The sequence below is a fragment of the Pseudomonas nitroreducens NBRC 12694 genome (genome assembly GCF_002091755.1).
In the GTDB taxonomy this organism is placed as follows: Bacteria; Pseudomonadota; Gammaproteobacteria; order Pseudomonadales; family Pseudomonadaceae; genus Pseudomonas; species Pseudomonas nitroreducens.
The window spans coordinates 272,063-288,891 of sequence record NZ_BDAI01000003.1; the positions used below are offsets into that span (position 1 = coordinate 272,063).

Annotated in this window: 12 protein-coding genes and 1 pseudogene; 6 read left to right on the forward strand and 7 right to left on the reverse strand. The window is 65.3% G+C overall.

Annotated elements, in window-relative coordinates:
* Nucleotides 1-53: 53 nt before the first annotated feature.
* Nucleotides 54-1,271, forward strand: a complete 1,218-nt coding sequence (gene alaC / locus PNI01S_RS10395) for an alanine transaminase (protein WP_065084200.1) — start codon at nt 54-56, stop codon at nt 1,269-1,271.
* Between the two features lie 169 nt (nt 1,272-1,440).
* Here the strand turns inward: alaC and PNI01S_RS10400 are convergent.
* Nucleotides 1,441-1,892: pseudogene (locus tag PNI01S_RS10400) on the reverse strand (DUF411 domain-containing protein).
* Between the two features lie 184 nt (nt 1,893-2,076).
* Here PNI01S_RS10400 and PNI01S_RS10405 point away from each other — a divergent pair.
* Both PNI01S_RS10405 and PNI01S_RS10410 read left to right on the forward strand, forming a co-directional pair.
* Nucleotides 2,077-2,535 carry a DUF4345 family protein gene (locus PNI01S_RS10405; protein WP_084358157.1) on the forward strand — a complete coding sequence of 153 codons (459 nt, stop codon included), beginning with the start codon at nt 2,077-2,079 and terminating at the stop codon, nt 2,533-2,535.
* A 98-nt stretch (nt 2,536-2,633) separates the two neighbouring features.
* Entirely contained in the window at nt 2,634-2,936 is a 303-nt protein-coding gene (locus PNI01S_RS10410; protein ID WP_084358159.1) for a DUF1883 domain-containing protein, read from the forward strand.
* A 3-nt stretch (nt 2,937-2,939) separates the two neighbouring features.
* Here the strand turns inward: PNI01S_RS10410 and PNI01S_RS10415 are convergent, their stop codons facing one another.
* The 3 genes from PNI01S_RS10415 to PNI01S_RS10425 all read right to left on the reverse strand — a co-directional run bounded on the left by PNI01S_RS10415 (nt 2,940) and on the right by PNI01S_RS10425 (nt 6,105).
* Nucleotides 2,940-3,437 (reverse strand): DUF4136 domain-containing protein, encoded by a 498-nt coding sequence (locus tag PNI01S_RS10415; RefSeq protein ID WP_065084202.1) that lies wholly within the window; start codon nt 3,435-3,437, stop codon nt 2,940-2,942.
* A gap of 95 nt (nt 3,438-3,532) precedes the next feature.
* The gene (gene trmA / locus PNI01S_RS10420) at nt 3,533-4,618 is read right to left on the reverse strand and encodes a tRNA (uridine(54)-C5)-methyltransferase TrmA (protein WP_084358161.1); all 1,086 of its coding nucleotides are present in this window, start codon (nt 4,616-4,618) and stop codon (nt 3,533-3,535) included.
* Nucleotides 4,619-4,809: 191 nt separating this feature from the next.
* A complete protein-coding gene (locus PNI01S_RS10425; protein WP_017521650.1) occupies nt 4,810-6,105 on the reverse strand; it encodes an NCS2 family permease in 1,296 nt (431 codons plus the stop codon).
* A gap of 278 nt (nt 6,106-6,383) precedes the next feature.
* Here PNI01S_RS10425 and PNI01S_RS10430 point away from each other — a divergent pair, with 278 nt between their 5' ends.
* Complete coding sequence (locus PNI01S_RS10430; protein WP_084358163.1) at nt 6,384-6,875, forward strand: SecDF P1 head subdomain-containing protein; 492 nt, start codon at nt 6,384-6,386, stop codon at nt 6,873-6,875.
* Nucleotides 6,876-7,106: 231 nt separating this feature from the next.
* Here PNI01S_RS10430 and glyA read toward each other — a convergent pair whose 3' ends face one another.
* Nucleotides 7,107-8,360, reverse strand: a complete 1,254-nt coding sequence (gene glyA / locus PNI01S_RS10435; protein WP_024763060.1) for a serine hydroxymethyltransferase — start codon at nt 8,358-8,360, stop codon at nt 7,107-7,109.
* A gap of 216 nt (nt 8,361-8,576) precedes the next feature.
* Nucleotides 8,577-12,740 carry a GGDEF and EAL domain-containing protein gene (locus tag PNI01S_RS10440; RefSeq protein ID WP_167632562.1) on the reverse strand — a complete coding sequence of 1,388 codons (4,164 nt, stop codon included), beginning with the start codon at nt 12,738-12,740 and terminating at the stop codon, nt 8,577-8,579.
* A 411-nt stretch (nt 12,741-13,151) separates the two neighbouring features.
* Here PNI01S_RS10440 and ettA point away from each other — a divergent pair, with 411 nt between their 5' ends.
* Entirely contained in the window at nt 13,152-14,816 is a 1,665-nt protein-coding gene (gene ettA / locus PNI01S_RS10445; RefSeq protein WP_024763062.1) for an energy-dependent translational throttle protein EttA, read from the forward strand.
* A 56-nt stretch (nt 14,817-14,872) separates the two neighbouring features.
* Here ettA and PNI01S_RS10450 read toward each other — a convergent pair whose 3' ends face one another.
* The gene (locus tag PNI01S_RS10450; protein ID WP_240157957.1) at nt 14,873-15,169 is read right to left on the reverse strand and encodes a prefoldin domain-containing protein; all 297 of its coding nucleotides are present in this window, start codon (nt 15,167-15,169) and stop codon (nt 14,873-14,875) included.
* Between the two features lie 217 nt (nt 15,170-15,386).
* Here PNI01S_RS10450 and gdhA point away from each other — a divergent pair, with 217 nt between their 5' ends.
* The gene (gene gdhA / locus PNI01S_RS10455; protein WP_024763064.1) at nt 15,387-16,721 is read left to right on the forward strand and encodes an NADP-specific glutamate dehydrogenase; all 1,335 of its coding nucleotides are present in this window, start codon (nt 15,387-15,389) and stop codon (nt 16,719-16,721) included.
* Nucleotides 16,722-16,829 lie beyond the last annotated feature (108 nt).

Genomic DNA, 16,829 nt, shown 5'->3' on the forward strand with positions numbered 1-16,829 from the left:
GTGGCCGGCGTCGCTCGGACGGTTCCGGGCGCCTACGTTAATCAGAGGACACCATGACTGAACCCCGTTCAGCTCGTCGCTTTGCGCGCATCGATCGCCTGCCCCCCTACGTCTTCAACATCACCGCCGAACTGAAGATGGCCGCCCGCCGCCGTGGCGAGGACATCATCGACCTGTCCATGGGCAACCCGGACGGGGCCACGCCGCCGCACATCGTCGAGAAACTCTGCCAGGTCGCCCAGCGCGAAGACACCCACGGCTACTCCACTTCCCGTGGCATTCCGCGCCTGCGCCGCGCCATCTCGCACTGGTACCGCGACCGCTATGAGGTCGAGATCGACCCGGAATCCGAAGCCATCGTCACCATCGGCTCCAAGGAAGGCCTGGCGCACCTGATGCTCGCCACCCTGGACCACGGCGACACCATTCTTGTGCCCAACCCCAGCTATCCGATCCACATCTACGGTGCGGTGATCGCCGGCGCGCAGGTGCGCTCGGTGCCGCTGGTGCCGGGGATCGACTTCTTCAACGAGCTGGAGCGGGCGATCCGCGAATCGATTCCCAAGCCGAAGATGATGATCCTCGGCTTCCCCTCCAACCCCACCGCGCAGTGCGTGGAGCTGGACTTCTTCGAGCGCGTGGTGGACCTCGCCAAGCGCTACGACGTGCTGGTGGTGCATGACCTGGCCTACGCGGACATCACCTTCGATGGCTGGAAGGCGCCGTCGATCATGCAGGTACCCGGCGCCAAGGACATCGCGGTGGAGTTCTTCACCCTGTCCAAGAGCTACAACATGGCCGGCTGGCGCATCGGCTTCATGGTCGGCAACCCGGAGCTGGTCTCGGCCCTGGCGCGGATCAAGAGCTACCACGACTACGGCACCTTCACCCCGCTGCAGGTGGCGGCCATCGCTGCGCTGGAAGGCGACCAGCAGTGCGTGCGCGACATCGCCGACCAGTACCAGAAGCGCCGCGATGTGCTGGTGAAAGGTCTGCACGAAGCCGGTTGGATGGTGGAGAACCCCAAGGCCTCCATGTACATCTGGGCGAAGATCCCCGAGCCCTATGCGCACCTGGGCTCGCTGGAGTTCGCCAAGAAGCTGCTCAAGGACGCCAAGGTCTCCGTATCGCCCGGCATCGGCTTCGGCGACTACGGCGATGACCATGTGCGCTTCGCCCTGATCGAGAACCGTGATCGCCTGCGTCAGGCCGTGCGGGGGATCAAGGCGATGTTCCGTGCCGACGGGCTGTTGCCGGCCAAAGCCGAATGACGAGTGTGTGAATGAAAAAGGGCGACCCAATGGTCGCCCTTTTTGTTTGGAGTCCCCCACCCCATCCTGCTCGCGGAGCATTGCCGCGCGGGAACCTGGAGAGTGCCCCGCGCGCCGGAAGCCCCATCCCACCTCCGCCAGCGCTCAGGGGTGAGGGATAGCCCTGGCGTCAGTGTGCCGGGTAGTCGGCGATCACTTCGCGCTGACCGCTCCTGGTCAGCCCGACCACCTGGTAAGCGTCGTGCCGGTCGCCCATTTCCATGCCCGGCGAGCCCATCGGCATGCCCGGCACGGCGGCGCCGATCAGGTCGGCACGCTCACGCAGCTTCAGCACATCGGCTGCCGGCACGTGGCCCTCGACGAATTTGCCGTCGATCACGCCGGTGTGGCACGAGCCCATGCTGTGCGGGACGCCGAGTTTGGTCTTCACTGCACTCATGTCCGCCTCGACGTGGTCGTTGACGGTGAAGCCGTTGCTTTCCAGGTGCTTGATCCAGTCCTTGCAGCAGCCGCAGTTGGCATCGCGGTGCACGTCGATGGACAGCGGCTCGGCAGCCTGGGCGGCGCCGGCGACGAGGGCGGTTAGCAGAAGCAGGGTGCGCATGGTTGGAACCTCGAAATTCGAACGCGATTGAGCATACTCCCCAGTGTACCCGGCCCCCACCCGGTGTTTGTTTCCCCATATGACGCGCTTGCCCGAACTTGCCGCGCCGTGCGGGGTCTTTAGCTGATCGGTGGTGCGTCCGCGACTCCCGGTCGCAGGTCTGGACGCTCGGCAATGGCTGCATGGCCAAGGAGAAATCGGATGCTCTTCGCCCGTCTCGTCCTGCTGGTCCAGGCTCTGGTCTGGGGTGGCCTGGGATTGCTCTACTGGATTCGTCCCTATGAGATGGCCAACCTCAGCGGCATGTTGCTGATGGAGCCGTCGTCGGTGAGCGACGCTCGCGTGTTCTATGGCGGCCATCAGTTCGCCCTCGCGCTGTTCCTTGTCTTTGCCCTGCGTCGCCGCCTGCTGGTGCGGCCGGCGCTGATCCTGGTGATCCTGGTGCAACTGACCCTGACATTGTCGCGCCTGCTGATCGCCTGGACCGAAGGGGGCATGGAGTGGGACGCACAGCTGGCCGGCGTGGTCTACCGCGGAGTGATTTCGGCGCTGGCGATCTTCGCTCTCTACTGGTTGGAGCGGCAGTCGAGTAATCGCCAGGTGGTGGTGCGCGAAGAGCCGGAGCCCGAGGAGCGCAAGGCCGACTTCGAGGGGTTGTGAGTTCGGATGAGTGGCGTCGCCAGCAAGCAGCGGCGCTGCCGGGCCGACCCCGCTCCGTGCTATCGTATTGATTTTGCGGTAGTAGCAGCGGAGCCAGCATGAAGTTCGTCCATCAACGTGAACACCTCAACGAAGGCGATCTGGTCGTCATCGAGTGTTCCATGACCTGCAACATCCGCCTGATGACCGATGCGAACTTCCGCAGCTTCAAGAACGGTGGCCGCCATTCGTACCACGGCGGCGCCTTCGACCGGTTCCCGGCCAAGATCAAGGTGCCCAGCACCGGCAACTGGAACATCACCATCGACACCGTCACCCGCCGCGCCATCAGCGTCACGCGCAAGGCCGACTTCAAGTACAGCATCAAGTTCGTGCGCAAGTCGCCGTCGAGCTTCAGCTGATCCTCAGTTCCCCGCCTGTGCGGGGAAATCCTTCAGCAGGCGGGCGATGCCTTCGTCCACGGCCTGCTGGGTGATCTTCGGGTCGTGCAGCTGGCGCGCCACTTGTGCCTGGTACAGCACCTGCCCGGTAGCCTCGTCGAGAATTCGCAGCGCCAGGCGCGCCTGTTCCTGATCGGTGAACTGGGTCTGGGTCATCACGCCCGCGCTGGTCGCCACCGGTCGCTGGACGATACCGGTCTGGCTGTCCAGGCCGACGGCATAGATCACCCGTAGCTCTCCCGAGCCTTCCTTGAATTCATAGCCCTTGGCTTCCAGCGCGCGGCGTACGGCGAGATCGAAGCGATCCTCCAGATCCTCGCGGTGGCCCTGCGCGCGCACGGCCTGGATGAAGAAGGTGCTTTGTCGGCCATTGGCGGCGGGGGAGACGCTGATATCGGCGGGGTCGCTGCCGGCACAGGCGCTCAGCAGCAGGAACAGCAGGGGAAGGATCAGGCGGGACATGGGCGTGCCTCTTGTCGTTGTTCCGCAAGACTAGCTGCAGAACCCGGAGGCGCCGCCCAACCCTAGGTTGGGCGGCCCGTGGTGGTAGCGGGGGCTCAGCGGCGGGTCAGCAGCACGCCGGCTTCCATGTGGTGCGTGTAGGGGAACTGGTCGAACAGGGCGCAGCGGCTGACCTGGTGGGTGTCGTGCAGCTGGGTGATGTTCTGCGCCAGGGTCTCCGGGTTGCAGGAGATATAGAGGATGTTGTCGAAGCGGCGGGTCAGCTCGCAGGTGTCCGGGTCCATGCCGGCACGCGGCGGGTCGACGAACACGCTGCCGAACGCGTAGGACTTCAGGTCGATGTCAGCCAGGCGGCGGAACGGGCGAACCTCGTTGAGCGCCTGGGTCAGCTCCTCGGCGGAGAGGCGCACCAGGGTGACATTGTCCACGGCGTTGTCGGCCAGGTTGGCCAGTGCGGCGTGCACCGATGTCTTGCTGATCTCGGTGGCCAGCACCTTGCGCACGCGGGTGGCGAGCGGCAGGGTGAAGTTGCCGTTGCCGCAGTACAGCTCCAGCAGGTCGTCGTCGCGCTGGCCCAGGGCTTCGTACGCCCAGTTGAGCATCTTCTGGCACACCTCGCCGTTGGGCTGGGTGAAGGCGCCCTCCGGCTGGCGGTAACGGAAGGTGCGGCCGGCAACGGTCAGCTCCTCGCTGACGTAATCACGTCCCACCACCAGACGCTTGCCGCGCGAGCGGCCAACGATGCTCACGCCCAGTTCGGCGGCCAGCTTCTCGGCGGCGGCCTGCCAGGCGGCGTCCACCGGACGGTGGTAGCAGAGGGTGATCAGCGCGTCGCCCGCCAGGGTGGTGAGGAACTCCACCTGGAACAGCTTGTGGCCCAGCGTCGGCTCGGCCCAGGCGGCCTTCAGGCGCGGCATCAGCTCGTTGATGCGCTGGCTGGCGATGGGGAATTCCTCGATCAGGATCGGCGTGTGCTTGTCGCCCTGCTCGAACATTGCGTAGTGGCGGGCCTCGCCCTCGCGCCACAGGCGGAACTCGGCGCGCAGGCGGTAATGCTCACGGGGCGAGTCGAACACCTCCGGTTCCGGCGCGGCGAAGGGAGCCAGCAGCTCGCGCAGGCGTGCGGCCTTGTCGGCCAGTTGGCTGTCGTAGTGGGAGGGATCGAAACGCGGACTGCTCATGGGGAACGCTCTTCAAGGGGCCCGGACTCGCTGGGCCGCTTTTCATTAAGGACAACTCGAAACTGTCGGGGCTCGCGAGCTAGGTCAGACAAGGCGCCAGGTCGATTCGGAAGCGGAGTTTACGGCTGTAAATGAGCATTCCGGATTGACCTGGCAACGCAGTATGGCCGACGCGCAGCAGCCCCCTTCACTCAAGCGTTGAACCAGCCCAGCTTGATCACGAAGAGAATCGACAGGATCACCAGCGCCGGGTTCAGTTCGCGGAAGCGGCCGGACAGCAGCTTGCAGGCGGTCCAGGTGATGAAGCCGAAGGCAATGCCGTTGGCAATGGAGAAGGTCAGCGGCATGGCCAGGGCGGTCACTACCACGGGGGCGGCGACGGTCAGGTCGTCCCAGTCGATCTCGGCCAGGCCCGAAGCCATCAGCACGGCGACGAAGAACAGCGCCGGGGCGGTGGCGAAGGCCGGCACATTGCCCGCCAGCGGGGCGAAGAACAGCGCCAGCAGGAACAGCACGGCGACCACGATGGCGGTCAGGCCGGTGCGGCCACCGGCGGAAACGCCCGCCGCCGACTCGATGTAGCTGGTGGTGGTGGAAGTGCCCAACAGCGAGCCGACCATGGCGGCGGAGCTGTCGGCGATCAGCGCGCGGCCCATCTTCGGCATGTGCCCGTCCTTGCCCATCAGGCCGGCGCGCTTGGCCACGCCGATCAGGGTGCCGGAGTTGTCGAACAGGTCGACGAAGAGGAAGGCGAAGATCACGCTGAACAGGCCGATGTCCAGCGCGCCCTTGATATCCAACTGGAGGAAGGTCGGCGCCAGCGACGGCGGCATCGATACCACGCCGCCGAACTGGGAGACGCCGATGGCGATGGAGATGAAGGTGACGACCAGGATGCCGATCATCACCGCGCCGGTCACGCGGCGCGCTTCCAGGGCGACGATCAGGATGAAGCCGAGGATTGCCAGCAGCGGTGCGGGCTTGGCGAGATCACCCATGCCCACCAGGGTGGCCTGGTTGGCGACGACGATGCCCGATTCCTTCAGCGCGATCAGCGCGAGGAACAGGCCGATGCCGGCGGCGATGGCCGAGCGCAGGGCCAGCGGGATGCTGTTGATGATCCACTCGCGGATGCGGAAGATCGAAATGATGAAGAACATGCACGCGGATAGGAACACCGCACCGAGCGCCACTTGCCAGGTGTGGCCCATGTGCAGGACCACGGTGTAGGTGAAGAAGGCGTTCAGGCCCATGCCGGGAGCCAGGGCGATCGGGTAGTTGGCGATCAGGCCCATCACCGCCGAGCCGATGGCGGCGGCGAGGCAGGTGGCGACGAAGATCGCGCCTTTATCCATGCCCGTCTCACCGAGGATGCTCGGGTTGACGAAGAGGATGTAGGCCATGGTCAGGAAGGTAGTGATACCCGCCAGGATCTCGGTGCGCACATTGGTGTTGTGTGCCTTGAGTTGGAACAGCTTTTCCAGCATGTTTGGCTCCCCGTGACGCTCTTGCGCCGTTATCGTTCTGGCCGGGAAAAGCAAGGTACATGCCCAGGTGGGCCCTGCGCCTTTTCTTGTGGCCGGCAAAAGGCGCGCATGATACCAGCTTGCCCTGAGCCGGAGAATTTCTGACCGGACCGCCAGCATCCGTTCGTCTGCAAGCTTAGTCGCGGGTGCCGACCAAGGGAGTGCAACTTGTGCGCTGACGGTGGTCTGATCCTTCATAACCCTGGCCCGACCGGGCCGCTCGGTCCGATTCGCAGTCGATGAAACGCTCTATTCCGATCCTCCTCGCCTCATTGTTGGGCGCCTGCGCCGGTACACCGCCGTCGGCGCCGCAGCATACCTTCGATGTCCACGCCCTGGCCGAGAAGCCCACGGCCAGTACCCGCACCCTGGCCGACCCGCAGGGCAAGGCGGTGCTGCTGGAAACCCATCCGGTGTTGACCCAGCACGATGTGCAGCGCGCCGAGCTGGCCAGCGTGGCTGACGGCAAGCCGGCGGTGCGGGTGCTGTTCACCCCCGAGGCCAGCCTGCGCCTGGCCAGGCTGACCGAGGATGAGCAGGGCAAGGCCCTGGCGGTGGTGATCGACGGGCAGCTGCGACTGCTACCCCAGGTGACGCGGGTGGTGACGGATGGCCAGGTGATGCTCAAGGGGTTTGCCAGCCAGGCGGAGGCGGAGACGCTGGTGCGGCGACTCAACGACTTGCGGGATGTGCCGGTGCAGCCGGAGCAGAAATCAGGTGGGCAGCCCTAGCCCATCCTTTATGGGGCGTATCCCTGAGTGGGACGAATAACCTGGAACTGGTTATTCGCCGGCTGCGTGGAGGCGGATAACGCTGGCGCGTTATGCGCCCTACGAAGCTTTATTACTGTTACCGGCGCGTAGTGGATTTTTCGTAGGAGCGAGCCTGAGCCCTGTGAGCGACAGACATGAAAAAGCCCGGCATCTGCCGGGCTTTTTCGTTTCGCGGTTCGCGGGTTCGGCTTAGGCGCCGTAGACCGGGAACTTGGCGCAGATGGCCTTGACCTTCTCGCGCACGCCGTCCACCACGGACTCGTCGCCCATGTTGGTGAGGATGTCGCAGATCCAGCCGGCCAGCTCGCGGCACTCGGCTTCCTTGAAACCGCGGGTGGTGACAGCCGGGGTGCCGATGCGCAGGCCGGAGGTGACGAACGGGGAGCGCGGGTCGTTCGGCACGCTGTTCTTGTTCACGGTGATGAAGGCGCGGCCCAGGGCGGCGTCGGCGTCCTTACCGGTGATGTCCTGCTTGATCAGGGACAGCAGGAACAGGTGGTTCTGGGTACCGCCGGAAACCACGTCGAAGCCGCGCTCGATGAACACGCTGGCCATGGTCTGGGCGTTCTTCAGGACCTGCTGCTGGTAGGCCTTGAACTCGGGCTGCAGGGCTTCCTTGAAGCACACTGCCTTGGCGGCGATCACGTGCTCCAGCGGGCCACCCTGGGCGCCCGGGAAGACGGCGGAGTTCAGCTTCTTCTCGATCTCTTCGTTCTTGCGAGCGAGGATCAGGCCGCCGCGCGGGCCGCGCAGGGTCTTGTGGGTGGTGGTGGTGACCACGTCGGCGAACGGCACCGGGTTCGGGTAGACGCCAGCGGCGACCAGACCGGCCACGTGGGCCATGTCGACGAACAGGTAGGCACCGACCTTGTCGGCGATGGCGCGGAAGCGGGCGAAGTCCAGCACCTGGGAGTAGGCGGAGAAGCCGGCGACGATCATCTTCGGCTTGTGCTCGACGGCCAGGCGCTCGACTTCGTCGTAGTCGATCAGGCCGGCGTCGGTGATGCCGTACTGCACGGCGTTGTACAGCTTGCCGGAGGAGGAAACGCTGGCGCCGTGGGTCAGGTGACCACCGTGGGCCAGGCTCATGCCCAGGATGGTGTCACCGGCCGACAGCAGGGCCAGGTAGACGGCGGCGTTGGCCTGGGAGCCGGCGTGCGGCTGGACGTTGGCGTAGTCGGCGCCGAACAGCTCCTTGGCGCGGTCGATGGCCAGCTGCTCGACGACGTCGACGTACTCGCAACCACCGTAGTAGCGCTTGCCCGGGTAGCCTTCGGCGTACTTGTTGGTCAGCACCGAACCCTGGGCTTCCATCACCGCCGGGCTGGTGTAGTTCTCGGAGGCGATGAGCTCGATGTGCTCTTCCTGGCGCTGGGCTTCCTGCTCCATCGCGGCGAAGAGTTCGGCATCGTAGCGGGCGAGGGTCAAATCACGGCTGAACATGGCGGTCCTCTTAAGGATCGGGTGCTGGGGAAAGGCGCGCATTCTAACCCAAGGCGCCGGTGCTGGCACATGAAAGGCGGTCATGTGGCTGACAAGCGGGGTTCAAGGCCAGGATCGCGGGAGAGACGAGCGGCAGAGTGGGGTGGATAGCCGCTTGTCGAAGGTGCAGGATGAATACGCCATCCTACAAGGGCGCTCGCCTGCTGCGCCGTGCTGTCAGCCGAGCAGGAACAATGCGTTGCTGGCGAACAGCGCGGCGAACTGGTCCGCCGGCACCGGGCGGCCGAAGAGGAAGCCCTGCACCTCGTCGCAGCCGTGTTCGCGCAGGAACTCCAGTTGCTCATGGCTCTCCACGCCCTCGGCGATCACCATCAGGTTCAGGCTGTGGGCCATGGCGATGATGGCGCGGGCGATCTGCGCGTCCTGTTCGCCGTGGGGCAGGCCGTCGACGAAGCTGCGGTCGATCTTCAGTACGTCGATGGGGAACTGCTTGAGGTAATTGAGCGAGGAGTAACCGGTGCCGAAATCGTCGACCGCGATCGCCAGGCCCAGACGTTTCAGGCCCTGAAGTATCTGCATCGCCTGGGAAACATCGCTCATCAGGATGCTTTCAGTCAGCTCCAGCTCCAGGCAGGCCGGGGCGATGCCGGTGTCGGCGAGGATGCTGGCGATGCGTTCGCCCAACTGGCCGTCGGCGAACTGCCGGGCCGAGAGGTTCACGGAAATCTTCGGCACCCGCACCTTGTCGCGGTGCCAGGCTCGCAGTTGCAGGCACGCCTGCTCCAGCAGCCAGTCGCCGACCTGGGCAACCAGGCCCAGCTCTTCCAGCACCGGGATGAACTCCGTCGGCGGAATCAGCCCGCGCTTGGGATGCTGCCAGCGCAGTAGCGCCTCGGCGCCGGTCAGGCGGCGGCCGTCGCCGGTGAACTGTGGCTGGTAGTGGAGAATGAATTCTTCCTGCTCGATGGCCCGGCGCAGGTCGCTTTCCAGTTCCAGGCGCTCCAGGGCGCGGGCGTTCATCTCGGCCTGGTAGAACTGGAAGTTGTTCTTGCCCATCTCCTTGGCGTGGTACATCGCGGTGTCGGCGTTCTTCATCAACTGGCTGAGCTCGGCGCCGTCCTGCGGCGAGAGCGCCACGCCGATGCTGGCGGTGACGAAGAACTCGCGGCCTTCCAGGGTGAAGGGGCGGGCAAGGCTGGAAAGAATCTGCTCGGCCACCTGGATCGCCTGCCGGAGCGCCTTCTCGCGGTCCTTCTGGCCGGGCAACAGCAAGGTGAACTCGTCGCCGCCCATGCGCGCCACGGTGTCGTCGTCGCTGACGCAATGGCTCAGGCGCTCGGCCACTTCCTTGAGCATGCGGTCGCCCGCGGCGTGGCCGAGGGAGTCGTTGATCGGCTTGAAGCGGTCGAGGTCGAGGAACATCAGCACGACCCACTGCTGGTGCCGTTCGGCCTGCAGCAGGGCGGTGTGCAGGCGGTCCTGGAACAGCGTGCGGTTGGGCAGGTGGGTCAGGGCGTCGTAGTACGCCAGGCGGTGGATGCGCCGCTCGCTGGCCTTGCGCTCGCTGATGTCGCTGAAGAAGCAGACGAAGCTGACCAGATCGCCCTCATCGTCGTGCACGGCCGTGATGCCGACCCAGCTCGGGTACAGCTCGCCGCTCTTGCGCTTCTGCAGGATTTCGCCTTCCCAGCTGCCGCTCTTGCGCAGGCTTTCCAGCACGTGCTTGAGCTGGTTGGCCTCCTGGCGGTCGGCGGTGAGCAGGCGCGGCAACTGGTCCAGCACCTCTTCGGCGGAATAGCCGGTAAGGCGGCTGAAGGAGTCGTTGATCTGCACGATGTAGCCGGCGGGGTCGGTGACCATGATCGCCGCGGTGGAGTGCTCGAATACCGTGGCCGCCATGCGCATCTCGCGCTCGGCGCGGCGCTGCTGGCTGACGTCGCGGGCGACGCCGAGCAGCCCCTCGAAGCGGCCATGGTCGTCCCACATCAGGGCGATGCGCAGTTCCACCGGGATCTTGTGGCCGTCGGCGTGCAGGCAGTCGAGGCTGAACAGCTGCGGTTCGGCGCTTTCGCGTAATTCGGCCAGGCGCTTGGGCTCGCCGATGGCGCCCTGTACGCGGTGCAGCAGCTCCTCCAGGCGCTCCAGCTGCGCCGGGTTGGCGGCCACCTGCTGGAAGCCGTTGGCCAGCACCCATTCCGGGCTGTAGCCGAACACCTGCTGGATCGATGGGCTGATGTAGTTGAGCTTCACCTGGGCGTCGGTGGAGAGGATGACGTCGCTGATGCTCTCGGCGAGCATGCGGTAGCGGCGCCCGCTCTCACGAAGGGAGTTGTGTGCTTCGACGGTATCGGTGATGTCCTTGGCCACGCCGATCAGGCGGGCCACGCGGCCGGTGTCGTCGCGGGTCAGGGCCTGCTCACGGATGTCGAACCAGTGCCAGGAACCGTCGCGATGACGCCAGCGCAGCTGGCTGTCCAGCAGCAGGCCATCGCCCACCACCTGCTGCAGGTTGCGCACGCGCCAGTAGTACTCGACATCGTCCGGGTGCAGCACTTTTTCCCAGAAGCGCTCGCCCATGTCGCGCAGCTCGTCGCCGCTGTAGCCCAACTGGTAACCGAGGTTGTGGTTGGTGAAGATCACCCGGCGGGCGGCGATGTCGTGGATGTACAGGGTGTCGGGCACCGCGCGCACGGCATCGGACCAGAACTTTTCGCGCTCGATCAGCGACAGCTCGACCTGCTTGCGGCTGGTGATGTCCGACAGGCTCAGGGTGACGGCGTGGAAGTCCTGGATCATCTCCGGAACGCGCAGTTGCAGCCACAGATGGCGCTGCTCGCCCTGGCGGGTGGTGATGCAGGCTTCCAGTTCGACCATGCCCTGGCCGTGCAGCACGGCTTCGAGCACTTTGCTGCGCACGCCGTCCGGGCGCATCCCGGCGCTGCCGATCAACACCTGCCAGGCCTGTTCGGTGTTGGTGACGCGCATCAGGCGTTTGGCGACATTGTTGATCTCGGTGATGCGCACTTGGCGCAGCAGCCAGGGCAGGCGTTCGGGCTGCGAGGCGATCCAGTCGCGCAGGTCGCTCTGCCGGCGCAGGTTGAGATCCACCAGGCTCTGGCGCAGGGCGGAAAGGTCGAGCACGCAGAGGGCGACGCCGACGCCGTCGAAGATGTCCTGGTAGCGTCGGCGGGTTTCCTCGAGGATGTGCAGCGCCTGCTGTTCCTCGGTGACGTCGCGCAGTACCCAGACCTGTCCGCCCTGGGGCAGGTTGCCACGCAGGACCCAGGTCTGCTCCGCTGCCAGCGGGCTGTCGTCCAGCGAGTGATGGCTGACGGCGAACAGGCGTGCCTGGCCGGCATCATTGACGCGAACCAGCTCGGAGCCGTTGTCCGCCGAGGTGTCGCTGCTGGCCAGCAGGCCGCCAAGACCGGGTAGCAGTTCCAGCAGGTGGTGCTCGCCGGCTTTGCCGCCGGCGATGCCGAACAGTTGCTCGGCCTGTGGATTGAGGTAGGCAAGGCGACCGTCGGCGCGGGTCACCAGCACCCGCTCGTCGATGGCGCCAAGGGCCTGTGCAGCCTGGCGCAGGCTCTGTTGCGACTCTACGGTCAGCGCTCGCAGGTTCTGTTGTTCGCGTTGCAGGCGCAGCAGGGCGGCGCCGGCGATGCCGGCCAGCACCAGCAGCAGCGCCAGCTCACCCCCCAGGCGCGGTAGCAGGGTGGCGCGGATCTGCCGGTCGTCGAATTGCGGGCGCAGTTGCCAGTCGGTGTTCTGGATCTCCAGGCCGTCCAGGCTCTGCGCCTGCTCCAGCGGCGAGGCGGCGGACAGTGGGCCGGGACGGAAACCGCTGGAGCGGCCGAGGACCTTCTGCTGGACGCTGTCGACCAGTATCCAGTCCGGCGACTCGGGGCGGATCTGTGCCGCCCAGCCGCGCCGGGCGATTTTTTCGTCGAGGCGGATGACGCTGTCTTCTTCACCGGGCTCGGTGGCCTTCAGCCAGACATAGAAATGCCCGCCGTTCTCCTCGCTGAATGCATAGTGATAAGGCTGCTGTGCACTGCGCTGACGCAGGGCTTCGATGAATGCCGTGTCCTTGATGCTGCTGGCGGAGTCGCTCAGGGGGGCGCCACCGGCATCCAGCCTCACCAGGCTGTGGAAGGACGGATAGATGTGTTTGAGTCCGGTGATCAGCGTGGCACGGATGTCGCCGTGGTCGCGGGAGAGCTCCTGCTGCAGCAGGGCCTGGGCCGCCACTGCCTTGAGCTCCAGGGTCAGGGAGATCCGCTGGGCCATCTGTTCGCCGTGCAATACTACCCGCTCGCGCTCGAAGCGCTCCTGGCTGCGGAGCTCCTGGTGCAACTGCCAGCCCAGCAGACCGAGCATGAACAGCACCAGCAGCACCAGGGCTGTCCGGGTCGCCACGCGGCCAGGCCTGACCAATGCGTCCGGAAGGGTACGGGGAGAAATAGACACGGACTTAGGGACCTGGGGCGATACGGCTGAATTCGGCGCAGGCTAGGATGCCCGGAAAGGCGGCTAAGTGCCAGTATGGCCGACGAGCGTCGTTTGCCCTTCCCGACTCATTCCGGTAGCTTTGCCGCACGCGCGCGTGATGTACGGCCAGAGTTCGGGGCATAAAGTACATCCCCGCAGAGTCCCGCGCGAAGGGCCGTCCATCGGCCGTTCGCGCCCTCCGGTGGCCCACGGTGCCACCGTTCCGGCCCGAAGTGCCGGCGCTGCCGTCGTCCGTTCCGGCCATCCCGATCGTCAATTCATCCCAGAAGTCAGGTATCCATGGCTCAATACGTCTACACCATGCACCGGGTCGGCAAGGTCGTGCCGCCCAAGCGTGAAATCCTCAAGGACATCTCCCTGTCGTTCTTCCCCGGCGCCAAGATCGGCGTGCTCGGCCTGAACGGCGCGGGTAAATCCACCCTGCTGCGCATCATGGCCGGCGTCGACACCGAGATCGAAGGCGAAGCCCGCCCGATGCCGGGCATCAATGTCGGCTACCTGCCGCAGGAGCCCAAGCTCGACCCGCAGGCCACCGTGCGCGAGATCGTCGAGGAGGCCGTCGGCCAGATCAAGGCCGCCCAGGCTCGCCTGGACGAGGTCTACGCCGCCTACGCCGAGCCGGATGCCGACTTCGACGCCCTGGCCGCCGAGCAGGCCAAGCTGGAAGCCATTCTCCAGGCTTCCGACGGCCACAACCTGGAGCGCCAGCTGGAAGTCGCCGCCGACGCCCTGCGCCTGCCGCCGTGGGACGCCAAGATCGAACACCTCTCCGGTGGTGAGAAGCGCCGCGTGGCGCTATGCCGCCTGCTGCTGTCCGCGCCGGACATGCTGCTGCTGGACGAACCGACCAACCACCTGGACGCCGACTCTGTCGCCTGGCTGGAACACTTCCTCCACGACTTCCCCGGCACCGTGGTGGCGATCACCCACGACCGCTACTTCCTCGACAACGTCGCCGGCTGGATCCTCGAACTGGACCGTGGCCACGGCATTCCATTCGAAGGCAACTACTCCGGCTGGCTGGAATCCAAGGCCAACCGCCTGGCCCAGGAAGCCAAGCAGGAAGCCTCCCACGCCAAGGCCATGAAGGCCGAACTGGAATGGGTGCGCCAGGGCGCCAAGGGCCGCCAGGCCAAGTCCAAGGCCCGCCTGCAACGCTTCGAGGAACTGCAGTCGCAGGAATTCCAGAAGCGCAGCGAGACCAACGAGATCTACATCCCGGCCGGTCCGCGCCTGGGCGACAAGGTCATCGAACTGCACAACGTCACCAAGGGCTACGGCGAGCGCGTGCTGATCGACAACCTGTCGCTGAGCATCCCCAAGGGTGCCATCGTCGGCGTGATCGGCGGCAACGGCGCGGGCAAATCCACCCTGTTCCGCATGCTGACCGGCAAGGAGCAACCGGACTCGGGCACCATCGAGATCGGCGAGACCGTGCAGATCGCCAGCGTCGACCAGAGCCGTGAAATCCTCGAAGGCAACAAGACCGTATGGGAACAGGTGTCCGACGGCTTCGAGCAGATCAAGATCGGCAACTACGAAGTCCCGTCGCGCAGCTACGTCGGCCGCTTCAACTTCAAGGGCGGCGACCAGCAGAAGTTCGTCAAGGACCTCTCCGGTGGTGAGCGTGGCCGTCTGCACCTGGCCCTGACCCTGAAGCAGGGCGGCAACGTGTTGCTGCTCGACGAACCGTCCAACGACCTCGACGTGGAAACCCTGCGTGCGCTGGAAGAAGCGCTGCTGGACTTCCCCGGCGCCGCCATCGTGATTTCCCACGATCGCTGGTTCCTGGACCGCATCGCGACCCACATCCTCTCCTACGAGGACGACGGCAAGGTGACCTTCTTCGAAGGCAACTACACCGAGTTCGAAGCCGATCGCAAGAAGCGCCTGGGCGACGCAGCCTCGCAGCCGCACCGCGTGCGCTACAAGAAGCTGGCGTAAGCCACTTCGCCATGAAAACGGGGCCTTCGGGCCCCGTTTTCATTTCTGTGCCTTATTCAGCGACTGCGCTTGAGATCGTCCAGGGTGCGCCGTTGCTCCTCCAACTGGCGCTGCAGTGTGTCGATTTGCCGCGCCTGGTCCTGCAGTGTGCGCTGCTGCTCCTCCAACTGCCGCGACATGCGTTGCAGGTCGTCGGTGCTGAAGTTCGACTTGTGGATCACTTCGCTATCGAATGTATCCGCTACCACCAGGGCGCCGGACTCGGTGAAGTTGCCCAGTTTCATGGCCGCCTGGGCGGGCAGGGCGAAGGCACAGGTGAGAGCGGCGAGGAGCGCGAAGGGGCGTGCGTGCATCGGAATCATCCTGGAGGGGTTGCGTTGTTTGAGTGCAAATGCTTATTGATTTTGTATACAAAAATCTGGTTTTCTGCTGGTCCGGCAGAGGTGGGATTTATATTTTTGCACCATAAAGATTCATAAAGGCGTCACGCTGCACTATCTGAGTGCGGCGTGGGTTGTTAGAGTCTGCCGGCAAAAAGCATCACATAACCAGAAAAGTACCGGTGTAGACATGACGCAATCCGTTGACTCGTTCCTCGAGCGCCTCAAGCGGCGCGACCCCGATCAGCCCGAGTTCCACCAGGCGGTGGAAGAGGTGCTGCGCTCCCTCTGGCCCTTCCTCGAAGCCAACCCGCATTACCTGCAGGCCGGCATCGTCGAACGCATCGTCGAGCCTGAACGCGCGATCCTGTTCCGCGTGCCGTGGGTGGACGACGCCGGGCGAGTGCGGGTCAACCGCGGTTTCCGCATCCAGATGAGCAGCGCCATCGGCCCATACAAGGGCGGCCTGCGCTTCCACCCTTCGGTCAACCTTGGCGTACTGAAGTTCCTGGCCTTCGAGCAGGTCTTCAAGAACTCCCTGACCTCGCTGCCCATGGGCGGCGGCAAGGGCGGCTCGGACTTCGATCCGAAGGGCAAGAGCGACGCCGAAGTCATGCGCTTCTGCCAGTCGTTCATGAGCGAGCTGTTCCGCCACGTCGGCGCGGACCTCGACGTGCCGGCCGGTGACATCGGCGTCGGCGCCCGCGAGATCGGCTACCTGTTCGGCCAGTACAAGCGCCTGTCCAACGAGTTCACCTCGGTGTTGACCGGCAAGGGTATGTCCTACGGCGGCAGCCTGATCCGCCCGGAAGCCACCGGCTACGGCTGCGTGTATTTCGCCCAGGAAATGCTCAAGGCCCGCGAGAGCGGCTTCGACGGCCAGCGCGTGGCCATCTCCGGTTCCGGCAACGTGGCCCAGTACGCCGCGCAGAAGGTCATGGAGCTGGGCGGCAAGGTGATCTCGCTGTCCGATTCCGAAGGCACGCTGTTCTTTGAAGCTGGCCTGACCCTGGAGCAGTGGGAAGAAGTCATGGAGCTGAAGAACGTCCGTCGCGGCCGCCTCAGCGAGATGACCGGCCCCGGCCTGCGCTTCATTGCCGGTGAGCGTCCGTGGTCGCTCGCCTGCGACATCGCGCTGCCCTGCGCCACCCAGAACGAGCTGGACGCCAACGATGCGCGCACCCTGCTGGCCAACGGCTGCATCTGCGTGGCCGAAGGCGCGAACATGCCGTCGACTTTGGAGGCTGTGGATATCTTCCTCGAGGCCGGCATCCTCTACGCGCCGGGCAAGGCTTCCAACGCCGGCGGCGTCGCCACCAGCGGCCTGGAGATGAGCCAGAACGCCATGCGCCTGGCCTGGACCGCCGGTGAGGTGGACCAGCGCCTGCACGGCATCATGCAGAACATCCACCATGCCTGCGTCGCCTACGGCGAGGAGAATGGCCGGATCAACTACGTGAAGGGCGCCAACATCGCCGGCTTCGTCAAGGTGGCCGACGCGATGCTGGCCCAGGGCGTCGTCTGACCGCTCAACCAGCAGGAAGAACGGGCCCGATGGGCCCGTTTTTCTTTTCGGTCTCATGGTGGCCGAAGATGAGCTCCGTGCCTATGCATCACCCTCACCCCGGTCATC